Source organism: Streptomyces sp. 4N509B, assembly GCF_052245655.1.
In the GTDB taxonomy this organism is placed as follows: Bacteria; Actinomycetota; Actinomycetes; order Streptomycetales; family Streptomycetaceae; genus Streptomyces.
In genome coordinates, this window is sequence record NZ_JBQQBZ010000032.1 from 31173 (window position 1) to 54885 (window position 23713).

A 23713-nucleotide genomic window follows, 5' to 3' on the forward strand; every position below is an offset into this window, starting at 1 on the left:
GCAGCGTAGAGCGCAACGTCAGCCCACGGCTACGCAGACCGGTTGGCGAGATGGTGGCTGGCGAGAAAGAGCACGTCGGGTGCCCCACCGGTAACCGGCACTTCTCTGGTGCGAACGTTGCTAAAGCCGGCATCCCTAAGGTTCTTCATGAATGCGTTGGAATGGTGTGCGGACCAGACCACGAGAACGCCGCCCGGAGCCAGCCGTTCACGGCAGATCGCCAGCCCGGCGGGGGAGTAGAGGCCGGCGTTGTCGTCGGTCACCGTCCAGTCCGGGCCGTTGTCGATGTCCAGACACAGGGCGTCGTACCGGGTGTGGGATGTGTGAAGGAAGCTCAGCAGGTCCGCCTGGTGCAGGGTGACGCGGGGATCGGCCAGGGCCGTCGCGGTGAGCGCGGCCAGGGGGCCACGGCGGTGCCAGTCGACGATGGCCGCCTCCCGCTCGACGACCGCGATCCCGCCCCAGCCGGCCTCCCCGACCGCCTCGCACAGCGAGAAGCCGACGCCGAGGCCACCGATCAGCAGGCGCGGCCGCCGCCCGGCGGGGCGCGCCGCGCCGCGCTCCTCCCCGAGCGCCCGGAGGGCGGCGGCGACGAGCAGCCGCTCGGAGCGGCCGTCGGAGGTGTCCATCAGGAAGCAGCCGTTGGCGATGATCTGGAGGACCCCGCCCTGCCGCCGCAACACCACCTCGCCGTGCGGCCCCTCCCTCCGGTCCAGGACGACGGGGGCGTCGGGCACGCCGGGTGGCGGTGTGGGAGCCATGTGTCCCATTCTCGCGGATCGCGCACGCGGCCCTACCGCGCGTCGCCCAACTCCACGACCACGGCGGTCGCGTCGTCGTGGACCTTGCCACGCGGGAACGCCACGCCCTCCGGATCCGCCGACTCCGCCGCCCGCACCCGGTCGATGACCGCCGCCGGGCCGTTCGCCGCCAGCGCGTCGAACAACGCCGGCCAGTCGCCGAACCGGAAGGTCTCCACCCACCGGCCCACCCCGTCGCTCAGGGCGGCGAGCGCGCGCACCCCGTCCCGCTCCACCGTCCCGGTCACCGCCAACGCGGCCACCGCGGGGTCGGCCGCCGCCGTGAAGAAGCCGTCCTCCCGGTTCCGTCGCGCCTCGACGAACGCACCCCGCTCGCCGGCCGGCAGCCGCCGCGCCGCCGGCGCCAGGGCCGCGAGCCGGTCGTCCAGCACGGCCCGCACCGCACCGTCCGCGGCCTGGACCAGCAGCACGGAGTCCGACAGCACCAGGTACTCCACCGCGCGTGCGTCCCAGCGCGCGCAGACCACCGTGGCCTGCGGCGTTCGTGGGTGAGAAAGGTCACATGTCGCACCATGGGCCCCCGCTGTCCCGGCGATCGCCTCCGCCAGGCACGCGGTCAACGGCGCCTCCCAGGCCGTCCGCCCGGCCCGCCCGCAGCTCTGGAGCAGCGCGCCGCCCAGACGTGCGGAGAACCAGGCGACGCCGTGGTCGCAGCCGCCGCCCGAGGCCGGCGCCGTCACGCCGTCCAGGAGCACCAGGACGCCGCCACGGCCCGCGGCCGCGTCGGCCACGCCCACGTAGTCCTCGTTCGGGCGCCCCGGGGAGCCGGGCTCGGAGGCGGAGCGGCATCGCATGACGGCCAGTCTGCCCCACACGCTGGCCTACGCTGTCCTTCGCCGTGCCAGCGCGGTGACGATCGGTAGCGGCGGTCGGGCGACGGTCGGGGACGACCGCGACGGGCCGTCCCGCCGGTCGGGGTTCGGCAACGATCAGCGACGGTGAGCGAGTCTCGGATGACAAGCGGTCAACAACCATCTGGCAAAATGATCTTGCCGTGCCGGGCCCGGGTACGATCCGAACGGCAGACACAGCGCGAGAGGACGCAGATTGTCGGCACCAGGAGTTGGTTTGTCCGCGAAGTTCGAGTGAGGTTCACTCCTTCGGGTGGCCACGTGGGGGAGGCCACCTGCTGCCCGCGCGGCGCTGGCATGGTCGGTGCCGACGTGCAGGTTCGATGACATCGACCGAGGTGACGTCCGGCGGGGCGCACCGGCCAGACGACGTGCCGGGCCCCTGGCCGGTGGCCAGGACGAGAATGCGAGCACAGGTGCGGAAGACGAGGCTGCACGATCCCGCCGGGCACGACCCCACCGAGCCGTCCCCGTCCCGACGGTCCTCCGGGTCCGCGGCGGGAGGCGAGACGCCACCTCCCACGGGATCCACGGGATCCCGTTCACACGCCGCCCACGCCGCGCGCGCACGCCGCTCCCGGGTCCGCAACCGGCTGCTCGTCGGCGTGCTGTTGACCGGCATCGCGGTCCTCACCGCCGGTGTCCCCGCCGTGCACGCCGGATACCAGCAGCTGACGGCCGTTCAGGACCTCGTCGCCGACGCCCAGCTGGGCCGGCGCGCCCTCACCTTCGCCCACACCCTCGCCGACGAGCGGGACGCCCTCGTCGCCGCCACCGAGGCCGGCGGCGGGTCGGGCGGGAGCCCCCTCAGCGAGGAGGACCGCGACCGCGCCGACGAGCAGGCCGCCGAACTCGAACCCGACCTGCCCGAGGGCCTGCGCGACAGCCTCGACGCCCTGCCCGACATCCGTCAGCGGGCCCTGGAGGGCGAGGCCGACCCCACCCGGACGCACAACGCGTACACCGGCATCATCGAGGACCTGCGCCTGACCCTCCTCACGGCCAGCGGCACCGTCCCCGGCCAGGCCGTGGATCCCACCGCCAGCGCCCTGCCCGACCTGGCCCGCGCCGCGGACGCCTCCGCGGCCTCCCACGGCCTGCTGCTGGCGGGGACGGCCGAGGCCACGGCGGACCCCGAGCGGAACGCCGCGCTCACCCGGCTCGCCCAGCGCCAGGCCAACCGCGAGGCCGCCGCCGTGGGGAGCTTCGTCGCCACCGCCGACGAGGCCGCGCTCGACGCGTACGAACGGGCCGTCGGCGGCGCCTCGGGCTCGGAGGTCGCCGAGGAGTACCTGAACCAGCTCACCCACGGGGAGGGCGCCCTCGCGCCGGAGGACGCCGAGGCGCGGGAGAACCTCGACCGCGCCCTGGCCGCCCGCGCCGAGGCCCAGCGCACGGTGCTCAGCTCGCTGGCCACCGAGCAGCTCCAGAGCCTGAACGACCAGCGCTCCGACGAACTGCTCTCCCTCCAGCTGCGCGTCGGCCTGCTGGTGGCCGCGCTCGTGCTGGCGTTGGGCGTCAGCGTGCGCACCGCGCGCTCCCTGACCCGCCCGCTCGCCGCCGTGCGGCTCGGCAGCCGCCGCGTCGCGGCCGACCCGGCCGGGCAGCAGCCCGTCAGGTACACCGGCCGCGACGACGAGTTCGCCGAGGTCGTCGCCTCCGTCAACGCGCTCCACGCCCGCGCCGTCGAGCTCCACCAGCGGGCCACGGAGATAGAACGGGACAGCGGCGGGCTGCGGGCCGAACGCGACCGGCTCCTGAGCGAACACGGCGAGCTCAGCAACCAGCTGACGGCGCTGCACGGCGCGGTGCACGGCATGTTCGCCCACCACGCCCAGCGCCTGCTGGGCCTCGTCGGCGAGCAGCTGTCCGTCATCGAGCGGCTGGAGGAGCACGAGACCGACCCCGACCACCTCGCGGTCCTCTTCACCCTCGACCACCTCGCCGCCCGCATGCGCCGCCACGGCGAGAACCTCCTGCTGCTGGCCGGCGCCGACTCCTCGACCAGGGCCACGGAGCCGATGCCGCTGATCGACGTGCTGCGCGCGGCCGTCAGCGAGATCGAGCGCTACGAGCTCGTCGAGATCTCGCCGCCCCCGGCCGTGGGCGTCGTCGGCTCCGCCGCCCGCGACCTGAGCCACCTCCTCGCCGAACTCCTGGACAACGCCACCGCCTTCTCCCCCGAGGGCGCCCGGGTCAGGCTCAGCGGCAGGTGGCTGGAGGGTGGGTTGACGCTGCTGGTCGAGGACGAGGGCATGGGCGTGTCCGACGCCCGGCTCGCCGTGCTCAACGCGCGTCTCGCCGACCCGATCACCCCGCCGCCGGGGGCCGAGGGCGGCCACGGCCACGGCCACGCCGGCGCGCCGGCCGTGGGCGCCGCCGGCATCGGCATGGGCCTGTACACCGTGGCGCGGCTCGCGGCCCGGCACGGGCTGCACGCCGCGCTCAGGGCGCGGCCGTCCGGCGGCACGGCCGCCGAGATCGTGGTGTCCGCCACCTTGCTGACCGAGATGCAGGGCCTGCCCGGCATGGGCGAGGTGCCCGGCGCCTACCCGCCGCCGACGCCGGCCCCGGCGCGTCCCGTGCTGCCCACCCGCACGCCGGGCGCCCAGGCGAGCCCGCTCGGGACGCCGTTGGCCCCGCCGAACCCGGTGGCGCCCGCGAGTCCGTTGGCCCCGCCGAGCCCGGTCACCCCGGCGAGTCCGGTGGCGCCCGCGGAGCACGGGCACGGCGAGCACGCGCGCCCGGAGCACGGGCACACCGAGCACGCGCACGCGGCCGACAGCGTCCCCGCCCCGTACGCCTTCACCGACAGCGGCCTGCCGATGCGCACCACGGGCGCGATCCCCGTGGTGCCCAACCAGGCCGTCCCGCCCGCCGAGGCGTCGCAGGCCACCCCTCGTGTCGACGCCGAGGAGCTCCGCAGACGGCTCGGCGGTTTCCAGCGCGGTGCCCGCGAGGGCCACCGCGACGCGGCCCGCACCGCGGGGTCCGCCACCGCCGAGGACGAGGAGGCGCCGTCATGACCAGTCCCTTCCCGCTGCCCCACGACGCCGCCAGCGCTTCCGCCCGGGACCTGCGCTGGATGCTGTCCCGACTCGTCAGGGAGGTGCCGGGCCTCGTCTCCGTGGCCGTGGTCTCGGCCGACGGCCTCCCGCTGTTGTCGTCCGACCCCGGCGGGGCGGTGGCGACGGCCGGCGGGCCGGGCGGGCCGCGCGGCTCCAGCGCGGACCTCGCCACCATCGTCTCCGGGCTCGGCAGCCTGACGGGCGGTGCCGCCTCGTTGATGGGCGGCGGCGCGGTGCGGCAGACGCTCGTCGCGATGAACGCGGGCAACCTGCTGGTGATGTCCATCAGCGACGGCTCGCTGCTCGGCGTCTACACCGAACCCGACGCCGACATGGGGATGGTGACCTACCACATGGCGCTGTTCGTGGGGCGGGCCGGCCACCTGCTCACGCCGCGGCTGCGCGCCGAGTTGCGGGGCGCGGCCGGCGCCGCCCGGTGAGCACCGCCGGGCGCGCCGTCGTCCGGCTCACCGTCGTCCGGCTCACCGTCGTCCGGCGCGCCGTCCCGACCTGACGACGCGCCGGAGGCGTCCGATCCGCCCGGACCCTCCGGCGCGGCGGGCTCCTCCGAGGCGTCCGGCGGGACGGCGGCCGGCGCCGCGGCGGCCACCAGCAGGTCCACCGCGTCCTCCAGCCGGCGCTCGGCCGCGTCCCGCTCCCGCCGCAGCTCCCGGGCGCGCGCCTGCCGCGCGTCGAGCTCCTCCCGCTCCCGGCGCGCCAGCTCGGCCGCGCTCTCCTCGCCCTCCACCAGCCGCCGCACCGTCGTCAGGTGCGCCTCGGCGGCCCGCCGCGCGACCGTCCCGGCGTGCAGCGCCCGGTCCGGGTCCTCGCCCAGCAGCACCCGCAGGCCGGCCGGCAGGGCCGCCGCGCCGCCGCGCCGGTACTGCTCGCGGGCGAGTCGGCCGGCCAGCTCCCGCGCGCTCGCCAACTCCCCCCGGGTGCCCGCCAGTTCGTCGGAGATTTCCGTCACCCGGTCCCGCTGCTCCCGCAGCCGCGTCGCGGCCTCCTCGTACGCCTCCCGGGCGTCCGTCGCCTCGCGGTCGGCCTCTCCCAGCTCCGCCACGAGCGCGTCCACCCCGCCGGCGCCGCCCTCACCCGCACCGCCCTCCCCGTCGGCTCCCCGCGCCGCCGGCACGCCGGACAGGAGCAGCGCCAGGGCCAGGACGGGCACGAGGGGGACGACAGGCCCTGACAGCCGCACAAGCCGTACCAGCCGCACCAGCCGCACCGCGCGACACCTCCGTGGTCTCGGTCCGTGGCGCCCAGCGCACCACGGACCGATCCTGGGCACGCGCCGACCCGCCCCGCATCCCGACGCGGGCGAACGGGTGGCGCCGCGTGGCGCCCGGCCGCACGACGCGCGGAGCGGGTCGCGTCAGGACACCGGACGGCCCGGGCCCTACGCCCCCGGCCCGATCACCTGGACCGACGCCGTACCACGGTCGTGCTCGGCCCCGGCGGCCCCCGCCGTTCCCACCAGCAGCCGTTCCGGCAGCGCCACGTACGCCGAGACGCCGGCGCCCCGCCCCCCGACCGTCTCCGGCGAGCTCTGCGTGTGCCGCAGCTCCACCTGCGCGCCGATCCGTGCCGCGATCGTGCCCACCACGTAGTGCCCCAGGAAGCGGCTGGGCGCCACGAGGAAGCTGTCCTCGCCCGCGAGCCGCTCGTTGGCCCGCTCCAGCTCCTCCTCCGTCATGCCCGAGCCGCGGTCCACCACCGCCAGCACGTACTCGGCGCCGTCGTGCCAGCCGTAGACCTCGACCGGCCGGCCGGGCGGCGAGGCCGTCAGCGCGTTCTCGATCAGCTCCGCCAGCAGGTGGGACAGCTCGTACACGGCCCAGCCGTGGAGGTGGCACTCGGCCGCCTCCACCAGCGTCACCCGCCGGTAGTCCTCCACCTCGGAGACGGCCGAGCGGACCACCTCGGCGACGTGCGCCGTGCCGCTCCACACCCGCGGCGGCAGCTGCTGCCCGGTGAGGATCAGCAGCGAGTCGGCGTTCCGCCGCATGCGCGTGGCGAGGTGGTCGAGCTCGAACAGCTCGCCCAGCGCGTCCGGGTCGGTCTCCTTGCTCTCCAACGCGGTGATCAGCCGCAGCTGCCGCCTGACCAGCCGCTGGTGGCGGTGGCCCAGGTTCGCCAGCGACTCGGTGCCGTTGCGCCGCAGCACCGTCTGCTGCGCGGCCAACGTCACCGCCGTCCGCTCCACGCGGCGCAGCGCCGTGGCGAGCCGCGCGACCTCCTCGGCCTCGCCGTCCGTCGCCGTCGGCTCCGGCCGTTCTGGCGGCACCAGCCGCTCCGCCTCCTCCGGCTCGGCCTCCTGCACGGCCCGCACCGTCTCCGGCAGCCGCTGGCCCGCGACCGCCTCCGCCTGACGGGTGAGTCGGTCCAGCGGGCGGGCGATCGCACGGGAGGCCAGGACGGCCAGGGACGCGGCGACGGCGAGCACGAGGGCGCCCAGCGCGAGGAAGCCCAGCAGCTGCCGGGTGGCCGACCCCCGCAGCTGCGCGGCCCGCTCGGAGACGTCCTCGCCGACCAGCCGCTGCACCTCGTGGAGCTCGTCGGTCAGGGCGGTGCTCGCCTCCCACCACTCCTCGGCCGCCACCGACAGCGGCGAGCCGTCGGCGCCCTCGTCGGCCTCGGTCTCCAGGGCGGCCACGCGGGTGGCGGGACGGCCGTCGAAGGCCCGCTCCAGGGCGGCGCGCTGGTCGGCGGTCGCCAGCCGCTCGAAGGCGCCGAGCGCGGACGCGCGGGAGGCGCGGGCGGCGGCGAAGTCCACGAACTGACCCGGCTGGAAGCGGCCCTCGACGAAGACGCCGTTCATCAGGCCCCGCTCCTGGGCCAGTGACTCCGTCGCGGCGGCCAGGGCGAGCAGGGCGTCCATGCCGTCGCCGAGCCGCGGGTCGTCGTGGCCCGGGTCCTCGGCGCGCTGGGCGTCGTTGAGCGCGTCGATGGCGGTGGCGTAGAACTCGGAGCTGCCGGCCGACGCGGCCCGGCCGCCGTCCACCTCCTCGCGGACGGCCGCGAGCCCGTCGAGCGTGGCGAGCGCCTCGCGGTAGGCGGGGAAGGAGTCGTCGCCGGCCCGGCGCACCAGCTCCAGGTGCACGGCGTCGACGCGGCGGCGGGCGGCGGCGAGCTCGGGCCGGTAGGAGCCGGCGCCGACGAGCAGCCCGCTGGTCAGGCCGTGCTCCCGTTGCAGCTCCCGCACCAGGGTCTGCGCGTCGAGGGCGATCCGCACCCGGTCGCCGCTCTCCCGCGCGGCGGACCAGTCGGCGCCACGGTCGGCGACGCCGGCACCGGCGAAGACCAGCAGCAGACACGTGGGGACGGCGAGGATGGTGGCGACCCGGCCTCGGATCGTGCTCCAGGGTGTCCGCGACATGCCCGCCAGCACAGCACGGCGCGGTTATATCGCCCCCGGAGCCCCGTGGATGCCTGGTGAACAGGAGGCGTCCGGCGGTTCACCCGGGGTCACGCGCCGCGCGTCGGCCTCCTGGCGGGTGCCCCGAGATCCCCGGCGGACTCGCGCCGCCCCGCGACGTCCTCCCCCGGACCCCTCCGGGTCCCGGGCGGTCGCGCCCACCGAAGCCGCAGGGCGCACCGCTCCCGTCTCCGCCTGGGATCCCGGGACCCCCTGGGGTGCTACTCCACCGCCCCGGCCGGCCCGTGCGGCGTCCGCCGCGTGCGGTTGCGGGGTGCCGGGCAGCGGCCCGTGCGCGTCGTCCTCGCGCGGCGGCAACGTGGCGGACGTGCGTGCCTCGGGCGGCGTCTCCCGTCCGGACGAAGTCCGGGGGAGTGGCGGGCCACCCGGGACTCGGGACGCGTCCTGAAGGCTGTCCCGCAGTCCCTGGCGGACTCACGACGCCCTGCGACTCCCTCCCTCAGACCCCTCCGGGGTCCGGGCGGTGCCCCCAGGACGCCGCTCCCTGGTCCACCAGGGACTGCGCGACAGCCTCTAGGCTTCCGGTATGACCTCGACGAACCGCCCCCGGGCGGTGGCGTGCCCGTGAGAAGCGAACGCGTCCGCTTTCTCGGCGGGCCCCTCGACGGCCGGGAGCTGCCCGTGCTGGTCGGCGCGACGGGCAGGCCGCCGCGGCGCTACGAGGTGCCGGTGCCGGCGGGCCGCGACGCCGCCGGGGAAGGGGAGACCGTGCACGTGTACCTGCTGGAGCCCGCCTCCCACACCCGACGGCTGGGGCTGCCGCGCGGCTGGCGGTACCGGTACGCGCCCGACGTCGCCCCGGACCCGGGCCCGCGCTGGCCGTGGAGCCGGCGCGCCGGCTGACGTCCGCCGCGGCCGGTCGGTCGCGGCCGGTCCGACGTGCCGGAGCCGGCACCGGCTCGCCGTGCGCGGAGCGGAGGCCGTCGCGCGGGACGGGAGTGCCGTCGCGGTGCGTGCGGTGTTAAGTACGTTTAGTGTGTCAAACGGCTTGACATGGTCGTGACGGCGGTGGCCTGATGGTGATCTGTGGGAGCGCTCCCATCTCCCACCTGGTCCTTTACCCCCACCCACTCGGAGTCCTGCGGGACGGAACTCCCTGAGGAGAGGCCATGAGAAGGAAAACCCGGATCGGTGCCGCGGTCGCGGCCGTCGTCGCCGTCGTGGCGGGCCTGTTGGTGTCCGTGTCGACGGCCAACGGCCAGGAGACCGCGCAGGCCACGGGCCTCACGATCAACAACGGCCGGCTCGTGGAGAGCACCGGCAACGACTTCGTCATCCGCGGCGTCAGCCACGCCCACACGTGGTACGCCAACGAGACGCAGTCCTTCGCCGACATCAAGGCCCTGGGCGCCAACACGGTGCGCGTCGTGCTCTCCAGCGGCGACCAGTGGACCGAGAACAGCGCCGCGGACGTCGCGAACGTCGTCGACACCTGCAAGGCCAACCGCCTCATCTGCGTGCTGGAGGTGCACGACACCACCGGCTACGGCGAGGCGGGCGCGGCCGTCTCGCTGGACGTCGCGGCCGACTACTGGATCGGCCTGAAGGACGTGCTCACCGGCGAGGAGAACCACGTCATCATCAACATCGGCAACGAGCCCTACGGCAACAACAACGCCTCCGGCTGGACCGCCGACACCATCGCCGCCATCCAGAAGCTGCGCGACGCCGGCTTCCAGCACACCCTCATGGTGGACGCGCCGAACTGGGGCCAGGACTGGCAGGGCGTCATGCGCGACAACGCCCAGTCCGTTCACGCCGCCGACCCCACCGGCAACACCATCTTCTCCGTCCACATGTACGGGGTGTACGACACCGCGCAGGAGGTCACGGACTACCTCGGCGCGTACGTCGACGCCGGCCTGCCGATCCTCGTCGGCGAGTTCGGCCACAACCACTCGGACGGCAACCCCGACGAGGACACGATCATGGCCACCACCACCCAGCTGGGCCTCGGCTACATCGGCTGGTCCTGGAGCGGCAACGGTGGCGGCGTCGAGTACCTCGACATGGTGACGGGCTTCGACCCGAACCAGCTCACCTCCTGGGGCGAGCGGATCTTCCACGGCGCCAACGGCATCGCCGAGACGGCCGAGGAGGCCACGATCTACCAGTGACCTCCCGCCACGAGGTCGCGGGCCGCCCGGTCTCCCTCCCGGGCGGCCCGTTCTCGTTCCGCCCGGCCAGCCCGTGACGGTTCGTCGTCGACCCGATGGCGGCAAAGGCTCTGGGTGACGTCACCCTCACGCAGTAGATTGATGTCGTGTGCGTGGTCAGCTGGTCGCCGCGCGTCGCTGTACACAGGCAGGGGGAGACCGTGCGTCCCGGAGACGTGTTAACCAGCCGTTATGTCCTCAAGGAAGTCATCGGCACGGGGCGGAGCGGCACCGTGTGGTTGGCCCACGACACGGTGCTGGGGCAGGACGTGGCGCTCAAGCCGCAGCGCGTCGCGGGCGACCGCGAGGTCGCGGCGCGCCGGCGGTTCGGCGAGCCGCGCGCCATGGCCAGGTTCCGCGACCATCCCCACGTCGTGACCCTGTTCAACGTGGTGACCGCACCGCGGGACGAGGACGGCGGCGGGGACGGGGAGGGAGAGGGGGAGGAGGCGCCGTGGCTGATCATGGAGTACGTCCCCGGAGGCGGCCTGGACCAGCAGCCGCTGATGTCCCCCGAACGGGCGGCCGGCGTCGGCGCCCACGTCGCCGACGCGCTCGCCGCGCTGCACGAGGCGGGCATCGTTCACTGCGACGTCAAGCCCGCCAACATCGGCCTCACCCGGCGTGGCACCGCGAAGCTGCTGGACTTCGGGGCCGCCTACCGGATCGGCGGCGGCACGGAGACCGTCACCGCCAACGGCCCCAACAGCTACACACCGGCGTACGCGGCCCCCGAGCTGGCCCTGGGGGAGGTCCCCCGTCCGGCCTCGGACGTGTTCTGCCTGGGCGCCACCCTGTACGCCCTGGTCACGGGCTCGCCGCCGCGCGGTGACCGGTCGCGGGGGGAGGAGGACGCCGAGGCCGAGGTCACCGAGCCCCTCGACGTCTTCGAGAAGGCACAGCAGGGCCTCGTCGCGATGGACGCCGAGGCGGTGGGGCCGCTGAATCGCGTGCTCACCGCCATGCTCCAGCGCGATCCGGCGCTCCGCCCCAGCGCCGTCGAGGCCCGGCGGCTCCTGGCGGCGATCGCCGAGCGTGCCGAGCGCTCCGGGAAGCGGCGGTGGCGCTGGCCGATGCTCGCCGCGGTCGCCACCGGCGTCGCGGTGCCCCTGGGAGTCACCCTCACCCTGACCCTCGTCCTCGGCGCGGGGAAGGGTGAGCGGATGACCCTGATCGGCGATCCGCTGACCGTCGACCTGTGCGAGCTGCACGACCTGGACGCGCTGGAGGGGTTCGGCGAGGTCGAACTGGACAGGGACTACGGGAACTTCGACCGTTGCGACGTGATCGTGCGTCCCTCCGAGCGGACCCGCATCGACGTGTCGATCGCTCTGCACCCGGGCGGGACGTCCGAGGAGGGCCTGCCCGCCGAGACCAGGGGACGGGTCGTCATCGAGTCGAGAGAGTCGGAGGACGACGAGTGCGCCCGCTGGTTGCGGCCCCTCGACACCGCCGACACCCTGCAACTCGGGGTCCGTGTCAACGACGAGAGCGAGGAGGGCGAGCGGCTGGAGGGCGGAAGCCGGAGGCTGTGCGAGGTCGCCAGCTCGGTCGCCGACAGCCTGGCCGCGCAGCTGAACGAGGGCCCGGTCCCCCGTCGTGCCCAGGAGTATCCGCAGGACTCGCTGGCCCGGCGCAGTGCCTGCGGCCTGCTCGACGTCGCGACGCTGCGGGACGTCGTCCCCGGCATCGGCGACCGGCCGGAGCGGGGCGTCGCCTCCTGGGACTGCGAGTGGACCGACACCGTCGAAGGCGTGTCGGTGACGGTGCACTTCGACCGCGACAAGGCGGCGCAGGTGAGGGACAACAGCGAGGTGTCCTTCACCCACGGCTACGCGACCTACCGCGAACCGGAGGGCAACGAGGAGGACTCCTGCACGGTCCGCGTGGTCTACCGCGAGTACCCCGGCCAGGACTCCGACCGGGCGGTCGAGATGGTGCGGCTGTTCGTCGAGGGGCCGACCAGCGAGTACCCCACGGAGGAGCTCTGCGCGATGGCCTCCCGGCTGACCGACGCCGCCGCCGCGAGGCTGCCCCCACGCTGAGGCCCCGGGGACCGGTGAGCCGCGTCGGGCGCGCCGGGGGTCAGGCCACCGCGACCCGGGGCATCGGCAGCGCCTCCCTGGCCATCTCCGCCCAGGCGTACCGCAGCAGCAGCTCCGAGCGCAGCGTCGCCGCGTCGGGGTCGTCCCAGAGGTTGCGGGTCTCCCCGGGGTCGTCGACGAGGTCGAAGAGTTCGCCGTACGTCCTGTCCTGATAGATCGTCAGCTTGTGCCGCCGTTCGACGTACGTCCGCAGGTGGACCGTGGTCGGCTCGTGGTGGAACTCGCAGAGCACGTGGTCCCGCGCGGCCCGCGCCGCCCCGGTCCAGACCGCGCCCTGGTCCACGCCGGTCATGGCCCGCGGCACCTCGAGCCCCGCGAGCCCGAGCAGCGTCGGGGCGAGGTCCACCAGCGAGTGCAGCGCGTCCGTGGCGCGCCCGGCCGGCACCCGTCCCGGCCAGCGGACGAGGAACGGCACGCGCAGCAGGTCCTCGTAGTGGAAGGGCCCCTTGGCCTGGAGGCCGTGCTGGCCGAAGAAGTGCCCGTGGTCGGTGGTGAAGACCACGATGGTGTCGCGGTCGAGGCCGAGCTGTGCCAGCCGGGCGAGGAGCGAGCCGACGGCGGCGTCGAGCATGCTGACCATGCCGTAGTACGTGGCCACCAGCCGCCGCCGCTCCTCTTCGGGCAGCAGGTGGGAGTGGAGGCCGTGGACGAGGTGGCCGCTCTCCTGCCAGGGCGAGAAGTCGGGGTCGGGGTGCTGGGTCAGGCCGAAGTGGGGCGCGTTGCGCTCGTGCTCGCCGTGGGTGCCCGTGGGGATGGTCAGCGCGTCGGGGTCGTACATCGTGTCCCACGGCGCCGGCACCAGGTAGGGCGGGTGCGGGTCGAGGAAGCTGGCCCAGCAGAAGAACGGCTGTTCCGAGCGCGGTCCCGAGCGCTGGTGCTCCGCGAGCAGCGCGCCCGTGCGTTCGGCGATCCAGGTGTTGTAGTGCAGTTCCTCGGGGATCGGCCAGCTGTGCGCCACGTCCTCGCCGAGCGTGCCGGTGGGTGGGCGGAAGTACCGCCGCCAGTCGCGGCAGCCCTTCTCCTCCTCCAGCCAGAGCGCGTAGTGCTGGCCGACGTGGGCCTCGCTGGTGTGGTTGCGGGCCAGCTCGACGTGGTCGAAGCCGTAGTAGGGCCCGTGGAAGTCCCGCCAGAAGTCGAGGTCCTGGAGGAGGGGGTACGCCTCGATCGAGGGGTGCTCCGGGGTGCCGCGCAACGGCTGGAAGTGGGCCTTGCCGACGAGCGCGGTGCGGTAGCCGGCGGCGGCCAGGTGCCCGCCGAGGGTCGGCACGTGCTCGGGGAGCCTCGTGCCGAGGGTCCAGGCGCCGTGCTGGCTCGGGTAGGTGCCGGTGATGAGGGAGGCGCGGGTGGGGGTGCAGGTGGGGTTCGGGGTGTAGGCCCGGTCGAAGGCGGTGCCCTCGGCGGCCAGCCGGTCCAGGTGGGGGGTGTGGATCTCGGGGTTGACCCGGCCCAGGGTGCGCCAGTGCTGCTGGTCGCTGGTGATCAGCAGGATGTTCGGTGGCCGCCGGGGGGAGGCGGGCTCGCCCGGCCCGGGCGCGTCGGTCGGGTCCTTCCGCGCGGCGGAGTCCGTCCGTGCGGCCGGGTCCTTCCGTGCGCCTGGCTCCTTCCGCGCGCCCGGCATGTCAGCGGTAGCCCCAGGCGTCGGCGATCTCCCGCAGCCGGGGCGAGAGCCTCTCCGCGCCCTCGGGCTCTCCGGCCGGCTGGATCTGCCCGGACCGGATCTTGCCGCTGCGGTCGCCGAGGTTGGGCAGGAACGCGCCGTGGTCCTGGGTGCCGTAGTCGAGCATGCCGGGCTCCCAGTCGACGCCGAGGTGTTCGCACAGCTCGCGGGTGACGCGTTCGGGCTCGGCGGTGAGCTCCTCGTAGCGGACGGTCGGGCACTGGAGGGTCTGGCGGGCCTCCTCCAGCGGTTCGAGGTACTTCAGGACGTTGGCCTCCAGCTGCCGCCAGGTGGCGGTGTTGCTCTGGCGGTGGACGAGGGAGGAGACGATGGCCGCGGGGTGGCGGAGCAGAATGAGGAAGCGGGCCTTGGGCCAGGCGTACCGCAGGCGCTCCCAGGTCCAGACGTTGCCCGGGGTCTTGTCGACGATGACGTCCTTGCCGCTGCGCTCCAGCTCCAGGTTGAGCACCCGGTCCCACAGGACGTGCTCGAGCTCGGCCTGGTCGAGGTCGAGCTGCTTCATGGAACGGTCGGAGAAGCCGGGCGTCAGGCGCACGTCGATGGCGCGCAGGTGCAGCTCGTGGGGCGCGCGTATGCGGGAGTGGCTGTTGAGGAGCATGCGCAGCAGCGTCGACCCGGAGCGCACGGGGGCCAGCACGAAGACCGGGGACTCGACGAGGCGTGAGGCGGTGGGGACGGTGTACGTGACGGCGACGGTCCGCTTCTCCGGACGCCGCGCCGTCCCGCTCTCCGCGCCGCCCGCCCCGGCGACCGCCGCTGCTTTGCGATCTTTGCGCTCTTTGCTGATCTTGCCGGTGTCGGTGGACTTCGCGGGCCGGGTCGCGGGCGCGGGCTCCTCGCGCGTCTGGGCGGGGACGCCCCCGGCCAAGGTGGTCGGGCGCGGCGGACGCAGTGCCTCTCCCAACAGTCTCGCCCGGCGCCTGATCCCGGTGCTCACGATGCCCATGCCGCTCCCTGTGCTTTCCGTCGCGTTTCCCCCCACGTCTCCGGACGTTCACCGGCCCAAAGATTAGGACACCTCGCGGAGGTCAACAATGGGGCATTCGCAACATGGGTTAATTCGCGGGTGCCACCGATCGGAACAAAGTGGGGCGGATGGGCCGTCGCCGTGAAGGGGCGTTCACGGACCCGTTTCGTTATCGTCGCGTGTCCGCCGCGTGTCCTGTCGGCCAGCCGGAGCCGGGCCCGGAGCCGGGCCCGGGACCGCCGCGACCGCGGCGGGCGGAGAGCCACCGCACGGTGCGGTTGACGTCGGAGGGCGAGACGATGCCGACGAGGCGCTCGTGGTCGACGACCAGCACGCGGTGCTCCGCGCCCGGTTCGAGCTTCTGGAGCAGGTCGACGAGCGCGTCCTCGGGCCGCGCCACGCGGACCTCGGCCAGCGGCAGCATGACCTCGCCGACCGTGGTGCGCCGGTGCTCCTCGGCCGGCACCTGCCGGGCCCGCTCCACCGTGACGAGCCCCACCGCGGCGGGCCGCGCCCGGCCGCCCTCGCCGGGCGGCACCCGTTCCCCGGGGTGCGCTCCGTCCCGTTCCGGGGGACGGTCCCGGTCCGCCGGTTCCCCGCGCCGCACCGGGAACGCCGTGTGCCGGTAGGCGTAGGTGGGGTCGGAGAGGAAGCGGTCCACCGTCATCCGCGCGGGCACGGTGGTCGGGTCGGGCGTCATCGTCTCCCGCACCGACACCCCGCCCAGCAGCTCCCGCAGCCGCGCCTGCCGCTCCTCCTCGCTCGCCGCCACCACCAGGAACCAGCCGATCAGCGCCAGCCACAGCGAACCGACCGCGGCGCCGAACACGAAGCCCCACAGGCCCAGCGCCACCATCACCCAGCCGAGGACCCGCCCCGCCGTGGAGGCGCCCGCCGTCGCCCGCAGCCGGTCACCGGTGCGCCACCACAGGAAGGCCCGCAGCAGCCGCCCGCCGTCCAGCGGCGCGGCGGGGATCGCGTTGAAGAGCGCGAGCAGGATGTTGATCGCCGCGAGCCACGCCACCGCCTCCACCAGGAGCCCGCTGACGTCGACGGCGGCCAGTGCCCCGGCCAGCAGGGCGAAGAACGCGCCGAGCACGAGGCTCACCAGAGGGCCGACGGCGGAGATCCGCAGCTCGGCCGGCGGGCTCGGCGCCTCCGACCGCATCCGCGTGGCGCCCCCCAGCAGCCACAGCACGATGTCGTCGACGCCGACGCCGTTGCGCCTGGCCACCACGGCGTGGGCGAGCTCGTGGGCGAGCAGTGAGGCGAAGAACACCAGGGCGGTGACGACGCCGAGCGCCGTGTACGCGAACCAGCCGTGGCCCGGGTGGCCCTCGGGCAGCCTGCCGGCCGCCAGCCCGAGGGCGATCAGGCCGAAGATCACCAGCACGCTCCAGTGCACACCGACCCTGACGCCCGCGATGCGCCCCAGCGTGAACGTTGCCTTCATCAGACGCGGCGGGTACCCCGGCCGCCGCCGGTCACACTCGCGCGCGCCTGCCGCGCCTGCCGCGCCCCCGCGACGTCCCCCGCCGCCCGCTCGCCGTGCCGGGCGGCCGTTCCGTCCCTAGACTGGCCGTATGGCCCGGCCGAACGAGGAGGTCGAGGCGCTGCTGCGGGAGTACGCCGACCTCATCGAGATCACCGGCGGGGACGCCTTCAAGGCCCGCGCCTACGAGAAGGCGGCCCGCGCCATCGGCGGCCACGGCGCGGACGTCTCCCGTCTCGACGCCGCCGCCCTCCGGGAGATCCCCGGCGTGGGGAAGTCGATCGCCGAGAAGGTGACGGAGTACCTGGGCACCGGGCACGTCCCCGCCATCGAGGAGACCCGCACCGCCGTTCCCGCCGGCGTGCGGGACCTGCTGACCATTCCGACCCTCGGGCCCCGGAAGGCGATGACCCTCCACCAGGAGCTCGGCGTGTCCTCCGTCGACGAGCTGGTGGCCGCCGTCCACGAGGGCCGGCTGCGCGACCTGAAGGGCTTCGGCGAGAAGACCGAGGAGAACATCCTCCACGGCGTCGACCTCATGCAGCAGGCCGGCGACCGCATCCTGCTGAGCGCCGCGACGGAACTCGCCGAGGAGACGGTGGCGGCGCTGACGGAGGCCACCGGCATCGAACGCTGCGCCTACGCCGGCTCCACCCGCCGCATGCGGGAGACCATCGGCGACATCGACCTCCTCGTCGCCGCCGAGGACTCCGCCCCCGTCATGGACGCCTTCGTCCGGCTGCCGCAGACCGCCGAGACGGTGGTGCGGGGCCGGAAGAAGACGTCCGTGCGCACCACCAGGGGCCTCCAGGTCGACCTGCGGGTGCTGCCGCCCGAGGCCTGGGGCGCGGGCCTCCAGTACTTCACCGGCTCCCAGGCCCACAACATCGCCACCCGCACCATCGCCGGGCGCGCCGGCCTGAAGCTCTCGGAGTACGGGCTGTTCGACGCCGAGAGCGGCGAGCGGCTGGCCGCCGCCACCGAGGAGGAGGTCTACGAGCGGCTCGGCCTGCCGTGGATCCCGCCCACGCTGCGGGAGGACCGGGGCGAGGTCGCCGCCGCGCTCCGCGGCGAGCTGCCCGAACTGGTCACCGAGGACGACCTCCGCGGCGACCTGCACACCCACACCGACCTCACCGACGGCATCTCCTCCCTGACCGAGATGGTCGACGCGGCGGCGGCGCGCGGCTACGCCTACTACGCGGTCACCGACCACGCCCCCAACCTCTACATGCAGCGCATGACGGAGGAGAAGATGCTCGCGCAGCGGGAGCGGGTGCGCGAGCTCGACGGGCGGCACCGTCGCATGCGGCTGCTGCACGGCACCGAGCTGAACATCGACGCGGACGGCGCGGTGGACTGGCCCGGGGAGTTCCTCGACGGCTTCGACGTGTGCGTGGCCTCGATCCACTCGCACTTCCGCCTCGACCGCGCCGCCCAGACCCGCCGCCTGATCCGCGCCTGCGAGAACCCGCACGTCAACGTCATCGGTCACCCGAGCGCCCGGAAGATCGGCCACCGCGCCCCGATCGACGCCGACTACGACGCGGTCTTCGAGGCGTGTGCCCGCACGGGCACCGCGCTGGAGATCAACTCCCACCCCGACCGGATGGACCTGCGCGACGAGCAGGTGCTGCGGGCCAGGGAGTTCGGCGTGAAGTTCGCGATCGACAGTGACGCGCACTCGGTCACCCACCTGCCGCACGTGCGGTACGGGGTGGGCACGGCGCAGCGCGGCTGGCTCGGGAAGGACGACGTGATCAACACCTGGCCGCTGACGCGGCTGCGCCGCTTCCTGCGCAAGCGCGGCCGGTGACGAGCCGGCGGCTGACGGGGAGGCTGACGCGCGTGGCTGCCCGAGCTGCCCGGTGACGCGTCCGGTGAGTGGTGGGTCCGGTGACGTGGGGCGACGTCGAGGCGGGGGAGGGGGAACGGCCGGCGCGCGGCTCAGGGCGCGAGGTGGGCGAGGAACCAGTCACGGGCCAGCTCCGCCACCTCGGACAGCGCGCCCGGCTCCTCGAACAGGTGCGTGGCGCCCGGCACCACCGCCACCCGGCTGGGCCCGCCCAGCTCTCCCGCGGCCCGGTCGTTGAGCTCCAGCACGGTCTCGTCGCGCCCGCCGACGACCAGCAGCGTCGGCGCCGTCACCGAGGACAGCCGCTCGCCGGCGAGGTCGGGGCGCCCGCCGCGCGAGACCACCGCGGAGACCTCCACGCCGGGCTCCGCCGCCGCCCACAGCGCCGCCGCGGCGCCGGTGCTCGCCCCGAAGAACCCGAGCGGCAGCCCGGCGGCGCCCGCGCTCGCCCCCTGTCCTTCCGGCCGGCCCGGCTCGCTCCGCCCCACCAGGGCCGTCTCGCGCAGCCAGCGCGTCGCCTCGACCAGGCGCCGCGCCAGCAGCTCCACGTCGAAGACCCGGGCGCGGTCGGCGGCCTCCTCCTCCGTGAGCAGGTCGAACAGGAGGGTCCCGAGGTCGGCGGAGCTGAGGGCGTCGGCGACGAAGCGGTTGCGCGGGCTGCGGCGGCTGCTGCCGCTGCCGTGGGCGAAGACCACGATCCCCGTCGCCTCCGCCGGCACCGTCAGCTCGCCGCCCAGCAGCACGCGCCCACCCTCGGCCGGGATGTCGACACTCCCGCCCCTGGCCCGTTCCAGGAGGGACACAACCTCCTCGTCCGTGGTCGGCTCGAAGTCCTGGTAGAACTGCCCCACCGCCATGAAGTCGCCCGGTGTCTCGGGGCAGACCAGCTCGTCGGCGTCGTCGCCCACCCGCACCGCCCAGTCACGCGGCGCCACCGGCACCGCCAGCACCACGTGGGAGGCGCCGCGTGCCCGCGCCGAGCGGCAGGCCGCCCGCGCCGTGGCGCCGGTGGCTATGCCGTCGTCCACCACGACCGCGGTCCTGCCGCGCACGTCCACGCGGGGGCGGGGGCCCCGGTAGGCGTCGGCGCGCCGGGCCAGCTCGGTCCGTTCCATCGCCTCGACGTCGGCCACGTCCCGCTCGGTGACGCGGGTGCTGCGCAGCACCTCGTCGTTGATGACCCGGGCGCCGTCCTCGCCGATGGCGCCCATCGCCAGCTCGGGGTGGGAGGGCAGGCCCAGCTTGCGGACGACGGCCACGTCGAGCGGCGCGTCGAGCGCCCGCGCGACCTGGGCGGCCACCGGCACGCCGCCGCGTGGCAGCCCGACCACGACCACGTCCCGGTCCCGCAGGCCCACCAGCTCCCTGGCGAGCCGCTGGCCGGCCGCCTGTCGGTCCTCGTACGAGATCGCCACGGCCCTCATCCTCCTTCGTGCCTCGTCCCTCCCCGTGGCCCGTAAGGCTTCTCTTCCATCGAACCTCGCCGAGGCGCCGAAAGCACGCGCTGGCGCGGACGGGAACGGGCGGGGACCGCGGACGTGGGGCGGGTGGGGACGCGGGCGTGGGGGCCCGTGGCGGTCAGCCGGCGGTGATCAGCTGGCAGACGCGCTCGACGCCGAAGGCGTACCCCTGGACGCCGCAGCCGGCGATGACGGCGTCGGCCACACCGGAGACGTAGGAGTGCCGCCGGAACTCCTCCCGGCGGTGGATGTTGGAGATGTGCACCTCCACGATGGGCCGCCCCTCGCAGGCCGAGAGCGCGTCGAGGAGCGCGACGGAGGTGTGGCTGTAGGCGGCGGGGTTGATGACGATGCCGTCGTGGTGCTCCCGGGCCTCCTGCACCCAGTCGACGAGCTGCCCCTCGTGGTTGCTCTGCCGCATGTCGACGGTGGCGCCGTGGCGGTTTGCCGCCTCGACGCACAGGCGCTCGACGTCGGCGAGGGTGTCGGTGCCGTAGATGTGGGGTTGCCGGAGGCCCAGGAGGTTGAGGTTGGGGCCGTTGAGGATCATGAGTCGCACGGCGCTCAGCCTATGCCGGGGGGCGCCGGAGGGCGGCTCACAGCCCGTCGCGCACCATCGCCTCGACGATCTCGACGTGCCGGTCGGCCGCCGTCTGCGAGAACTCGTTCTCGTAGTTGAGGCCGTAGGGCCAGAAGTGGCCGCCGCCGGTGGACAGGACCGCGTTCGGGCCGTCGTACTGGCGGACCAGGGCGGTGGCCTGGGCGCCGGTGTACCTGCCGCCGCCGGCGAGGGCGCTCCAGCGCGCGCTGGTGCCGACGCCGATGGTGTGGGAGATCTCGTGCAGCGCGGTCCGCTCCGTCATGTACGAGGGGTTGCCGAAGCGGATCGTGCCGTTGATGTTGCCGTCGGCCGTGGGGACGCTCGGCTCGTAGTGGACGGTGATGGTCTTGCCGAGGTCGCTGAGGTTGTTGTACCGGGCGACGGCCGCGTTCATGGCCGGGGTGATCAGGTCGTACGCCCGCTGCTGCTCGGGCGTGGGGTTGCTCGCCCGCACCAGCGTCCACGTGATGGTGGACTGCGCGGCGTGGACGGTCCGCGTGGCCTGCGGCGCCTGGTGGGCGACGGCGGAGGTCGGTGCCTGGGTGGTCAGCGCCACGGCGACGGCGGCGGCGAGGGTCACGGCCAGGCGGCCGAGGCGGGACGGGGATAACGACACGGGTGTCCTCCTGAAGGGTCGTGACGAGTGGTGCACCACCTCCCGCCTCCGATCGTCCCGTTCGCCCGCCCCGCGCACAACGGGGCGCGCGCCGCCGCGGCCGTGGCCGTGACCGTTCGCCGCGCGATCGTCGCCGCGTCGGTCAGCCCAGCCGCACCAGCGCCTGCACCGGCACGTGGTCGGAGGGGTAACGGCCGTCGACGCGGAAGGTGTTGATCGCCGCCTGGAGCACCTCGACGCCGGGGGTGGCCAGCACCCAGTCGATGCGGTTGCCGCCCTCCACGGGGTCCTGGTAGTTCGGGAACGTGCCCCACGCCGGGGTCAGCCGCCGCGCCGCCGCGTCCCAGGTGTCGACGAGCCCGCCGTCGGTGACGAGGACGCGGTAGGACTCCGAGGCGCCGGCCGGGGTGTTGAAGTCGCCCGTCACCACCACAGGAAGCGCCGGGTCGAAGCCGGCGACCCGGTCGCGGACGAGGGCGGCGCTGTTGACCCGCGACGGCTCCGACCGGTGGTCGAAGTGCGTGTTGAGGTGGACGAACTCCCTGCCGGTGCGGCGGTCGAGGAAGCGGACCCAGGTCACCATCCGCACCACCGTGTTCCCCCAGCTGGCCGAGCCGATCACGTTCGGGGTGTCGGAGAGCCAGAAGTGGTCGAAGTCGAGCGGTTCGACGCGGCGGGTGTCGTAGTGGACGGCCATGAACTCGCCGCGTCCGCCGCCCTCGCGGCCGAGGCCGATCCAGTCGTAGTGACGCGGCAGTTCGGCGTCGACCTGCCTGACCTGCCGGTAGAGCGCCTCCTGCACGCCGACCACGGTCGGCCGCTCGACGTCGAGGAGCGCGGCCAGCACCGGCAGCCGGTCGGTCCAGGAGTCGGGGGTGCCGGGGGCTGCCTGGGCGTCGTAGCGGATGTTGAACGCCATCACGTGCAGCCGGTCGCCCCGCGCCTCGCCGATCACGGGCTCGGCGGCCGGGCGCGGCCCCGCCCCGCGCTCCGCGGCGCCGGCGACCCCCGCTCCGACCGCACCACCCGCCACCCCGGCGACCCCGGCGACGCCCGCCGCCATCCCCGCGACTCCCAGCACCTCGCGTCTCGACACGCCCATGACTGTCCTCCTCGGTTCGGTACGGCCGATCCTGGCCACACCGGTCAGATCGCGTCAGATCACTGAATGACCCTTTGTCGAACGGACAACGAAATAAACCGAGCGCTCCCCGGACGGAAGACGAGCGGTCGTTGTCAAGTCGTGACAACCGACCGGCCGGGAGCGGGGTCGACAGGGTGCACCACCGACCAGAGAGCGAGACCCACCGTGAGCACCGCCCCGCACCCGCGCCGTCGTGCCCTGCTGGCGGCCGGCGCCGCCACGTTCCTCGGCGCCGCCGGCTGCTCCACCAGCGCCGCCGAGCCCCGCCCCCGCCCCGGCGGCACCGGACCGAGCCGAGAACCGGAGGACCCCGCCGACCCCGACGACCCCGACCCGTCCGAGCCCGCCGACGGGCCGCCCAGCGTCGACAACCCGCGCCTCATCGGCGACGGCTCCACGGCCGACACCGGCCCGCAGCCCCACCAGCCCGAGGCGCGCCGCCTCGAACGCGGGGAGCGGCCACCGCAGTTCGTCGTCGTCTCCTGGGACGGTGCCGCCTCGCTCGGCGACGGCCTCTTCGAGCGCTTCCTGAACCTCGCCGACGAACTCGACGCCTCGATGACGTTCTTCCTCTCCGGCCTCTACCTCCTCCCCGAACACGAGAAGCGCCGCTACCGCCCGCCGGGCAACGCCCGGGGCGCCTCCGACATCGGCTACCTCTCCGACGCCCACATCCGCGAGACCCTCGTGCTGCTGCGCCGGGCGTGGCTCGCGGGCCACGAGATAGGCACCCACTTCAACGGCCACTTCTGCGCCGGCCCCGGCTCCGTCGAGCACTGGAGCCCGGCGGACTGGCGCAGCGAGATCGACCAGGCCGTCGCCTTCGTCACCGAGTGGCGCACCACCACCGGCTTCGACGACCTCGACCCGCTGCCCTTCGACTACACCCGCGAGCTGGTCGGCGGACGCACCCCCTGCCTGCTCGGTCAGGAGAACCTGCTCCCCACCGCCGCCGACCTCGGCTGGCGCTACGACGCGAGCTCACCCGGCGGCCTCCAGACCTGGCCGGTCCGCACCACCGAGGGCCTGTGGGACCTGCCGCTCCAGACCGTGCCGTTCCCCGGCCACGGCTTCGAGGTGCTGACCATGGACTACAGCATGCTCGCCAACCAGTCCGGCACCACCGACGGCGACCCCGCCCAGCACGCGCGCTGGCGGGACGAGGCGCGCGGCGCCTTCGTCGCGGGCTTCGAACGCGCCTACACCACCAACCGCGCGCCCCTGCTCATCGGCAACCACTTCGAGCACTGGAACGGCGGCATCTACATGGACGCCGTCGAGGACGCCCTGCGGGAGATGGCCAGCCACGAGGACGTGCGGTTCGTCTCCTTCCGCCAGCTGTGCGACTGGCTCGACGCGCAGCGCGCGCCGGTGCTCGCGAACCTTCCGACCCTGGGAGTCGGCCAGGCCCCGGTGGGAGGATGGGAGACGGTGGTGACCGCGTGACACGCTGGGGGATC

Annotated in this window: 17 protein-coding genes and 1 pseudogene; 7 read left to right on the top strand and 11 right to left on the bottom strand. The window is 74.5% G+C overall.

Annotated features, from left to right (window positions below; all coding sequences use genetic code 11):
* Positions 1 to 29 precede the first annotated feature (29 nt).
* Together ACTWP5_RS24765 and ACTWP5_RS24770 are read right to left on the bottom strand one after the other, a co-directional pair.
* The gene (locus tag ACTWP5_RS24765; protein ID WP_443223311.1) at positions 30 to 761 is read right to left on the bottom strand and encodes a spermidine synthase; all 732 of its coding nucleotides are present in this window, start codon (positions 759 to 761) and stop codon (positions 30 to 32) included.
* Between the two features lie 32 nt (positions 762 to 793).
* Entirely contained in the window at positions 794 to 1615 is an 822-nt protein-coding gene (locus ACTWP5_RS24770; RefSeq protein ID WP_443223312.1) for a hypothetical protein, read from the bottom strand.
* Between the two features lie 473 nt (positions 1616 to 2088).
* Between ACTWP5_RS24770 and ACTWP5_RS24775 the strand changes: the two genes are divergently transcribed.
* Positions 2089 to 4698 carry a sensor histidine kinase gene (locus ACTWP5_RS24775; RefSeq protein WP_443223313.1) on the top strand — a complete coding sequence of 870 codons (2610 nt, stop codon included), beginning with the start codon at positions 2089 to 2091 and terminating at the stop codon, positions 4696 to 4698.
* The gene (locus ACTWP5_RS24780; protein WP_443223314.1) at positions 4695 to 5180 is read left to right on the top strand and encodes a roadblock/LC7 domain-containing protein; all 486 of its coding nucleotides are present in this window, start codon (positions 4695 to 4697) and stop codon (positions 5178 to 5180) included. The genes ACTWP5_RS24775 and ACTWP5_RS24780 overlap by 4 nt, the downstream gene beginning before the upstream one ends.
* On the opposite strand, the gene ACTWP5_RS24785 is transcribed toward ACTWP5_RS24780, so the two are convergent.
* Positions 5087 to 5911 (bottom strand): hypothetical protein, encoded by an 825-nt coding sequence (locus tag ACTWP5_RS24785; protein ID WP_443223315.1) that lies wholly within the window; start codon positions 5909 to 5911, stop codon positions 5087 to 5089. The genes ACTWP5_RS24780 and ACTWP5_RS24785 overlap by 94 nt on opposite strands.
* Before the next feature lie 228 nt (positions 5912 to 6139).
* Complete coding sequence (locus ACTWP5_RS24790; RefSeq protein WP_443223316.1) at positions 6140 to 8119, bottom strand: sensor histidine kinase; 1980 nt, start codon at positions 8117 to 8119, stop codon at positions 6140 to 6142.
* A gap of 624 nt (positions 8120 to 8743) precedes the next feature.
* Between ACTWP5_RS24790 and ACTWP5_RS24795 the strand changes: the two genes are divergently transcribed.
* The 3 genes and pseudogenes from ACTWP5_RS24795 (at position 8744) to ACTWP5_RS24805 (ending at position 12380) form a co-directional block, all read left to right on the top strand.
* A complete protein-coding gene (locus ACTWP5_RS24795; RefSeq protein WP_443223317.1) occupies positions 8744 to 9022 on the top strand; it encodes a hypothetical protein in 279 nt (92 codons plus the stop codon).
* A 266-nt stretch (positions 9023 to 9288) separates the two neighbouring features.
* Positions 9289 to 10290: pseudogene (locus tag ACTWP5_RS24800) on the top strand (glycoside hydrolase family 5 protein); the annotation flags it as partial.
* 221 nt (positions 10291 to 10511) lie between these two features.
* Positions 10512 to 12380, top strand: a complete 1869-nt coding sequence (locus tag ACTWP5_RS24805; protein ID WP_443223318.1) for a serine/threonine-protein kinase — start codon at positions 10512 to 10514, stop codon at positions 12378 to 12380.
* Positions 12381 to 12420: 40 nt separating this feature from the next.
* On the opposite strand, the gene ACTWP5_RS24810 is transcribed toward ACTWP5_RS24805, so the two are convergent.
* From ACTWP5_RS24810 to ACTWP5_RS24820, 3 genes are all read right to left on the bottom strand, one after another.
* Positions 12421 to 14058, bottom strand: coding sequence for a sulfatase family protein (locus tag ACTWP5_RS24810; protein WP_443223319.1), 1638 nt, complete (start codon positions 14056 to 14058; stop codon positions 12421 to 12423).
* A gap of 1 nt (position 14059) precedes the next feature.
* Entirely contained in the window at positions 14060 to 15064 is a 1005-nt protein-coding gene (locus ACTWP5_RS24815) for a sulfotransferase family protein (RefSeq protein WP_443223320.1), read from the bottom strand.
* A 190-nt stretch (positions 15065 to 15254) separates the two neighbouring features.
* Positions 15255 to 16538: a site-2 protease family protein gene (locus tag ACTWP5_RS24820; RefSeq protein ID WP_443223321.1), complete on the bottom strand. Its 1284-nt coding sequence runs from the start codon at positions 16536 to 16538 to the stop codon at positions 15255 to 15257.
* A 130-nt stretch (positions 16539 to 16668) separates the two neighbouring features.
* Between ACTWP5_RS24820 and polX the strand changes: the two genes are divergently transcribed.
* Complete coding sequence (polX, locus tag ACTWP5_RS24825; RefSeq protein ID WP_443223322.1) at positions 16669 to 18393, top strand: DNA polymerase/3'-5' exonuclease PolX; 1725 nt, start codon at positions 16669 to 16671, stop codon at positions 18391 to 18393.
* Positions 18394 to 18524: 131 nt separating this feature from the next.
* On the opposite strand, the gene ACTWP5_RS24830 is transcribed toward polX, so the two are convergent.
* The 4 genes from ACTWP5_RS24830 to ACTWP5_RS24845 form a co-directional block, all read right to left on the bottom strand.
* A complete protein-coding gene (locus ACTWP5_RS24830) occupies positions 18525 to 19841 on the bottom strand; it encodes a phosphoribosyltransferase family protein (protein WP_443223350.1) in 1317 nt (438 codons plus the stop codon).
* A 169-nt stretch (positions 19842 to 20010) separates the two neighbouring features.
* On the bottom strand, positions 20011 to 20442 hold the full coding sequence (gene aroQ, locus ACTWP5_RS24835) for a type II 3-dehydroquinate dehydratase (protein ID WP_443223351.1): 432 nt from the start codon (positions 20440 to 20442) through the stop codon (positions 20011 to 20013).
* 46 nt (positions 20443 to 20488) lie between these two features.
* The gene (locus ACTWP5_RS24840) at positions 20489 to 21043 is read right to left on the bottom strand and encodes a hypothetical protein (RefSeq protein WP_443223352.1); all 555 of its coding nucleotides are present in this window, start codon (positions 21041 to 21043) and stop codon (positions 20489 to 20491) included.
* Positions 21044 to 21251: 208 nt separating this feature from the next.
* Complete coding sequence (locus tag ACTWP5_RS24845; protein ID WP_443223323.1) at positions 21252 to 22211, bottom strand: endonuclease/exonuclease/phosphatase family protein; 960 nt, start codon at positions 22209 to 22211, stop codon at positions 21252 to 21254.
* 207 nt (positions 22212 to 22418) lie between these two features.
* On the opposite strand from ACTWP5_RS24845, the gene ACTWP5_RS24850 reads away from it, so the two are divergent.
* A complete protein-coding gene (locus tag ACTWP5_RS24850) occupies positions 22419 to 23699 on the top strand; it encodes a hypothetical protein (protein WP_443223324.1) in 1281 nt (426 codons plus the stop codon).
* Positions 23700 to 23713 lie beyond the last annotated feature (14 nt).